This window comes from Actinoplanes sp. NPDC051633 (assembly GCF_040681735.1).
In the GTDB taxonomy this organism is placed as follows: Bacteria; Actinomycetota; Actinomycetes; order Mycobacteriales; family Micromonosporaceae; genus Actinoplanes.
This window is the reverse complement of record NZ_JBFAZH010000358.1, coordinates 1-6,660: the sequence shown is the minus strand read 5'-3', so window position 1 is coordinate 6,660 and position 6,660 is coordinate 1. Positions and strand designations below refer to the sequence as shown.

Below are 6,660 nucleotides of genomic sequence, written 5' to 3'. Positions count from 1 at the left end.
GTGCCGCACGAGATCCCCGGCGGCACCGCCGCCGGCGCCCTCGTCCCGCGGGAGGACGCTGGCGAGCCGGAGGTTCCGTGGACCGCGTCGGGCATCCGCCCGGTGCACGGACCGACCCCGTACCAGGGCGGCTCCATCTCGACCGGCCCCGTCTCCATCGACCCGGTGCCCGGACTCTCCGCGGTCGGCCGGCCGGTGCCCGGGCAGTACCCCGAGCCCGTCACGCCGGTCCCGCACCACATGCCGCTGCCCGGCGTACCCAAGGCCGGCGCGACCCCACCGACCACCCCGGCCGACGGCATGAACCCCGCGGACGACGCGGCGCTGCGCGAAGTCCAGCGCCTGCTGTCCAACAGCCTCTCGCTCGCCGGCGGCTCCGACGAGGTCGCACTCCGCCTGCGCGCCGCGCTGATGCTCGCGCGGCCGGAGCTGATCACCGCGCTGCCCGGCGGCCCGCAGTCGCAGCGCGAGCAGCTCGCCCGGGCGCTCACCTGGCTGGTGCACAACCTCGACAACCCGCCCGCGCTGGTGGCCGGCTGCGTGCAGCTCGGCGGCGCGCTGGCCGAGTGCGGTGTGCAGCCGCAACAGCTCACGCTGATCGGCGCCGCCCTGGCCGAGGCGATGCGCGCCGGGATGGCCGCGAACGGCTGGCGGCAGGACTTCGACCAGGCGTGGCGCAGCATCTGGCAGCACGTCCACGAGTGGATGACGCACGGCGCCGAGGTGGCCCGGTACGAGCCGGTCAGCTGGCTGGCCGAGGTGGTGTCGCACGAGCTGCGCCGGCCCGACCTGGCCGTGGTGCGTTTCCGGCCGTACCTGCCGATGCCGTTCCGCCCGGGCCAGTACGCCCGGATCGAGGTGGCGGGCCTGCCCGGCGTGTGGCGGCCGTACTCGCTGAGCGGCGCCCCGCGCCGGGACACCGTCGTGGAGCTGCACGTCCGCGCGAAGACCGAGGCCGGGGTGTCCGGCACGCTGGTCTACCGGACCCGGCCGGGCGACCGGGTGCGGTTCGGCCGGGCCGAGGGTTCGATGGGCCTGCCCGGTGGGTCCCGGGATCTGCTGATGGTGGCCGGTGACACCGGCGTCGCCCCGCTGAAGGCGATGCTCACCGAGATGGCCGCCACCGGCGATCGTCGGTCCGCGGTGCTGTTCTGGGGCGTCCGCGACCTCGACGAGCTCTACGACATCGAGGAGATCGCGTCGATCGCCCGGGCCTGCCACCGCGCGACCGTGGTGCCGGTGGTGTCCGTCGGCGAGGCCGGGCAGTACGCCTCCGGCCTGGTGACCGACGCGATCGCGGCCTACGGCGAGTGGTCCGAGGCCGAGGTCTTCCTGGCCGGACCGCCGCTGATGCTCATCGAGACCCGCGCCGCCCTGCAAGCGCTCGGCGTCGCCCCGGACCGTATTCATCATGATGCTGTTCCCGAGGCATCCGAGATCTCCGCGCCGTCCGACGGACCGGGCGCCGGCAGCGAGGCGGTTTGATGACGACGGTCGACGTGATCCACGGTGAGTCCATTCCCGACCCGTATCGCCGGCTCGAGGACGCCGAGGATCCCGAGACCGTCGCGTGGTGCGGTGAGCAGGACGCGATGTTCGCGGCGGCGCGCACCGGCTGGCCCGATCGTGATCAGTGGGCGGCCACGCTCGACGGGTTCTTCCGGGTCGGGTCGGTCGGCGCGCCCTACTGGCGGGGCGACCGTGGCTTCTCCACGCGGCGCGACCCCGACCAGGACCACGCCGTGCTGCTGGTCACCGAGCCGTCCGGCGAGGAGCGGGTGCTGGTCGACCCGGTCGCGATCGATCCGAGCGGGAAGACCACCCTGGACGCCTGGTCGCCGTCGAAGGAGGGCGATCTGCTCGCGTACGCGCTGAGCGAGGACGGCACCGAGTGGGCCTCGATCCGGGTGCTGGACGTGCGCACCGGGGAGGTGGTGGACGGGCCGATCACGCGTACCCGTCATCCCTCCATCGCCTGGCTGCCCGGCGGCCGGGTCTTCTACTACAACCGCTTCCTCTCCGAGGGCTCGCTGGAGCAGCGGATCTACCGCCACGAGCTCGGCGCCGAGCCGGATTCCGACGAGCTCGTCTTCGGCGACGGACTGCCCCGGGCGACGTATCTCGGAGTGTCCACGTCGGACGACGGCAACCGGATGGCGATCACCGCGGCCCGGGGAACGGATGCGCGCAACGACGTCTGGCTGGCGGTGCCGGGCGACGGCATGTTCACGCCGGTGAGCCTGGGCGAGGACGCGCTCACGTACCCGGCCTTCGACGCCCGCTCCGAGCTCTTCCTGCTCACCAACCTGGACGCGCCCCGATGGCGGCTCTGCCGCTGGGTGGACGGCGAGCGGCAGGAGGTGGTGCCGGAGGATCCGGAGGCGGTGCTGAACGACGTCGCCATCCTGCGCGGCTCGAGTCCGGCCGACGCCGGGCTGCTGGTGACGGTCCGCGCGCGGCACGCGGTGAGCGAGGTCGCGGTGCACGATCTCGATTCGGGCCGCGAGCTGCGCCGCCTCGCCCTGCCGGGCCTCGGCACGGTGGACGAGCTCACCCGGCGAAGCTCCGGCAGCGAGGTGTGGCTGAGCTGGTCGGACTTCACCACCCCGGGGTACGTGCTCCGCGCGGACGCCGCCACCGGCGAGATCGAGACCTACGCCAAGCCGCCCGGCGCACCGGCCACCGACGTCCGCACGCGCCAGGTCACCTACCGGTCCTACGACGGCACGACCGTCCGGATGTTCCTGATCGAGCCACCGGGCGAGGGCCCCAGGCCCACCATCCTCTACGGCTACGGCGGGTTCAACATCTCCATCACGCCGGGCTATTCGGGGACCATCCAGTCGTGGGTCGCGCGCGGCGGCGTGTACGCGATCGCCGGCCTGCGCGGCGGCAGCGAAGAGGGCGAGCAGTGGCACCGCGCGGGCATGCGCGAGCACAAGCAGAACGTCTTCGACGACTTCGCGGCGGCCTCCGACTGGCTGGTCGAGCACGGCGTGACGACCCGGGAGAAGCTCGGCATCCTGGGCGGCTCGAACGGCGGGCTGCTGGTCGGCGCGGCGATCACCCGGCACCCGGAGAAGTGGGCGGCGGCGGTGTGCTCGGCGCCCTTGCTGGACATGCTGCGCTACGAGAAGTTCGGGCTGGGGGAGTACTGGAGCGGGGAGTACGGCACGGTCGAGGACCCGGTCGAGTACACCTGGCTGCGGGCCTATTCGCCATATCACCACGTGAAGCGGGGGACCGCGTACCCGGCGGTGCTCTTCACGGTCTTCGAGGGCGACACCCGGGTGGACACCATGCACGCCCGCAAGATGTGCGCGCTGCTGCAGGCCGCGACGGCCGGGCCCGCGCCGATCCTGCTGCGGCGGGAGATCGGCGTGGGTCACTCGAGCCGGTCGGTGACCCGCGACGTCGACCTGGCCGCCGACGAGTTGACGTTCCTCGCGACCTACTTGAGCGCGTCGCCCAACGCCTTGGCGTAACGCGGCGGCGCGAACGACGGGCCGCTCGGGGCCAGCACGTTCTCCCGGCTGGCCCGCGCGTCCGCCGGCACCGCGGCGAGCAGCGCGGTCAGCACCGGCGCGTCCCGCCACTGGTCCTGCTCGGCCATCATCCGCAGCGCGACCACCGACTCCTCGACCTCACCCACGCACTCGAAGGGCTTGTGCGCGTCCACCCCGAGGATCTCCAGGTAGCCCGGCACCTGGTCGGTGTCGGCGAACAGGTCCTTGCCGAAGATGCGCACGAGGCGCTCGCGCGGCATGAACGGCGCCATCGCGAGGAAGACGAAGCGGCACTTCGGGCAGTGCCCGCACCAGCGCACGGTCGGGTCGTGCAGCTTGAAGGCCTGGTTGCAGCTCGTGACCGTGTCGTCGTAGCGGTCGTGCTGCGCGAAGAGCTGGGCGATGCGCAGCTCCGACAGCGGCCGCAGCAGTGAGAAGTAGGGCTCGGTGATCCCCGCGTGCTCGTGCACCGCGGCCCGCAGCAGCCGCTCGGCGGTCTCTCCCTTGGACCACTGGTGATTGACGGCGTGTCCGTTCCAGATCAGGTTGGGATCGCTCGCCGAGCGTTCGTTGGACATCACCACCGGGCCGAGGCCGTGCCAGGTGGCGGCGCCGACCGAGATCAGTGAGTTGATCGCGGTCACCGGGATGTGGCCGTTGAGCGCGCCCGCCTTGTTGAGCTCGAAGAGGCGCGGGTCGAGTTTGCGGCGGGCGGCGAGCGCGGGCAGCCCGGACGCCTCGTTGACGCTCTCGATCACCGGGTTGGGGTTCACCGAGAACGGCACCGGGCCGAAGCCCGCCTCGCGGAGGATCTCGAGCGTGACGATCGAGTCCTTGCCGCCGCCGACCGCGGACAGCGGCGGCCGGCCGGCGTTGTCCAGTGGCTCGATCGGCCCCGGATCACCGGCCGGCGCCTCCACCTGCAGGTCCAGCACGTGCGGGAGGTTGTTGCGGTAGGCGTACTCGGCCAGGCCGTGGGTGTAGACGGCGGTCACGAAGGCCCGCGCGGCCGGGCCGAGCGGGTAGGGCGAGACCACCCGCGGCGGTGCGCCGACCTTGTAGTAGCTGACCCCGGCCACCACGTGCAGCAGCTCCAGCACGCGCTCGAAGGCGGCCGGCGGCGTTCCGCCGGCAACCGGGAACGTGATCGTCTCGGTGAATTCTTGCAGCGCCGGCCCGTCCAGGCGGTAGCCCAGCGTGGCGACGCCGGTGGCCGGGTCGAAGGACCGTGCCGTGCACAGCAGAGCCGTGTACTCAGTCGCCACCCAGATACTCCCGTCGTCGCACCGGCAGGCAATACTAATCCGATGCGTCTCGCTGAACTTCGCGGTCGGTCCGTCGCGGTCTGGGGCACCGGCCGGGAGGGCCGCGCCGCCGTGACGGCGATCGCGCCGCACGGGCCGTCCCGCCTGCTCGCGGTCGACGACAGCGCGAACTTCCTGTCGATCCCGTGGGAGGGCGAGCTGGCCGCGCTGGCGCCGCTGGCCGGCGGTGGCCACGCGTTCGGGGCGCTGGTGGCGGCCGATGTCGTGGTGCGTTCGCCCGGTGTGCCGCAGACGCATCCGTGGATGGCCGAGCTGCGCTTGCGCGGCGTGACCGTCACCGGTGGCAGCGCGCTCTGGATGGCCGAGCACGCCTCGCGGACCGTCGGGGTGACCGGCAGCAAGGGCAAGAGCACCACCTCCAGCCTGATCAGCCACCTGCTCGCGGCGGCCGGGCGGCCCAACGTCTTCGGCGGCAACATCGGCGTGCCGCTGCTCGACCTGCCCCCGGCCGAGCTGTACGTGCTGGAGCTGTCCAGCTACCAGTGCAGCGACCTGGCCGACTCGCCGCGGGTGGCGGTGGTCACCTCGCTGTTCCCGGAGCACCTGGACGCGCATGGCGGCGAGCGCGAGTACTACCGCGACAAGCTCAACATCCTGGCGCACGGTCCGGATCTGATCGTGGTCAACGGCGCCGACAAGCGGCTGATGACAGAGCTGAACCACGGCGATCGGGGCCACGGCGATCGGGGCCCGGTCACCGACGTGTCCGGCTTCGCCCCGGTGCCGGCCGGCGCGGACGACTCCCGCTTCCGGGTCGAGGCGGACGGCCAGGTCTGGTGCAGTGACGAGGTGCTGTTCCCGCGTGCCGACCTGCGGCTGCGGGGCGTGCACAACGGGCGCAACCTCTGCGTGGCGCTGGCCGTGCTCGACGGGATGGGCGTCGACGTGCGGCTGCCCGGGATCCGCGAGGCGGTGCGGTCGTTCGAGGGGCTGCCGCACCGGCTGTCGGAGATCGAGGACCCGTCCGGGATCACCTTCGTCGACGACACCCTGTCGACCAGTCCGTATTCGGCCATGCACGCCATCGACGCCTATCAGGGTCGCGCCCTGACCGTGCTGGTCGGCGGAACGGACCGCGGGCTGGACTACGGCGTGCTGCGCGAGCACCTGGCCGACAAGGAGCTGACCGTGATCGGCATCCCGGACAGCGGGGCGCGGATCGTGGCCGAGCTGGCCGGGCTGCCCGCGGTGCGCACCGAGGAGGCCGAGGATCTGCCGGCGGCGGTCCGGCTGGCCCGCAAGCTCACCCCGGAGGGCGGCGTCGTGCTGCTCTCGCCGGCCGCGCCGAGCTACGGCCGCTACCGCAACTTCGAGCACCGTTCCGAGGCGTTCGCGCAGGCCATCGCCGACAGCGCCGTCTGATCCGCCCTTCCTGACGCGGTTCCCGAGCCGGACATTCCGGCGGCTTCTGCCTGCCTTCCTTCGGGATTGACGAAGGTCACGGTTTGAAAACTTCACCCATCTTCTTGACAAGAAGGGTTGTTTAGTAAGAACTTTTACCGCGACAGTTAACACTCCTTCCTGAAGGGCGGTCTCATGGTCGAGCCAGTGGTTGACGGCGCCGCAGCGACCGCGGTCGTCGACACCCCCGCGCGCGATCACGAGATGGGCGGCGTCCTGGTCCGGATCCGGACCCTTCTCCCGGAGTTCACCGGCGCCCTGCAGAGGGTCGCCGAGCAGGTTCTCGCCGACCCGGCCGCCGCGTCCCGGGCGACCATCGTCGAGCTGGCCGAGCGCAGCGGCACCTCACCAGCAACGGTCACTCGTTTCTGCCGCGCGCTCGGCTTCGACGGCTACGCCGACCTGCGGCTGGGCATCGCCGCGGAGAC

The 6,660-nt window shown here is 72.3% G+C and carries 3 protein-coding genes and 2 pseudogenes; 4 read left to right on the top strand and 1 reads right to left on the bottom strand.

From position 1 onward, the window contains the following. A pseudogene (locus AB0M20_RS20435) lies at nucleotides 1–1,485 on the top strand (flavohemoprotein); the annotation flags it as partial. Continuing rightward, nucleotides 1,485–3,485 carry a prolyl oligopeptidase family serine peptidase gene (locus tag AB0M20_RS20430; RefSeq protein ID WP_364300305.1) on the top strand — a complete coding sequence of 667 codons (2,001 nt, stop codon included), beginning with the start codon at nucleotides 1,485–1,487 and terminating at the stop codon, nucleotides 3,483–3,485. The pseudogene AB0M20_RS20435 and the gene AB0M20_RS20430, both read left to right, overlap by 1 nt. Here AB0M20_RS20430 and AB0M20_RS20425 read toward each other — a convergent pair. Continuing rightward, nucleotides 3,452–4,771: a hypothetical protein gene (locus tag AB0M20_RS20425; RefSeq protein WP_364300303.1), complete on the bottom strand. Its 1,320-nt coding sequence runs from the start codon at nucleotides 4,769–4,771 to the stop codon at nucleotides 3,452–3,454. The two genes, AB0M20_RS20430 and AB0M20_RS20425, sit on opposite strands and share 34 nt — an antisense overlap. Nucleotides 4,772–4,813: 42 nt before the next feature. Here AB0M20_RS20425 and murD point away from each other — a divergent pair, with 42 nt between their 5' ends. Beyond that, the gene (gene murD / locus AB0M20_RS20420; protein ID WP_364300300.1) at nucleotides 4,814–6,193 is read left to right on the top strand and encodes a UDP-N-acetylmuramoyl-L-alanine--D-glutamate ligase; all 1,380 of its coding nucleotides are present in this window, start codon (nucleotides 4,814–4,816) and stop codon (nucleotides 6,191–6,193) included. Between the two features lie 174 nt (nucleotides 6,194–6,367). After that, nucleotides 6,368–6,660: pseudogene (locus tag AB0M20_RS20415) on the top strand (RpiR family transcriptional regulator); the annotation flags it as partial.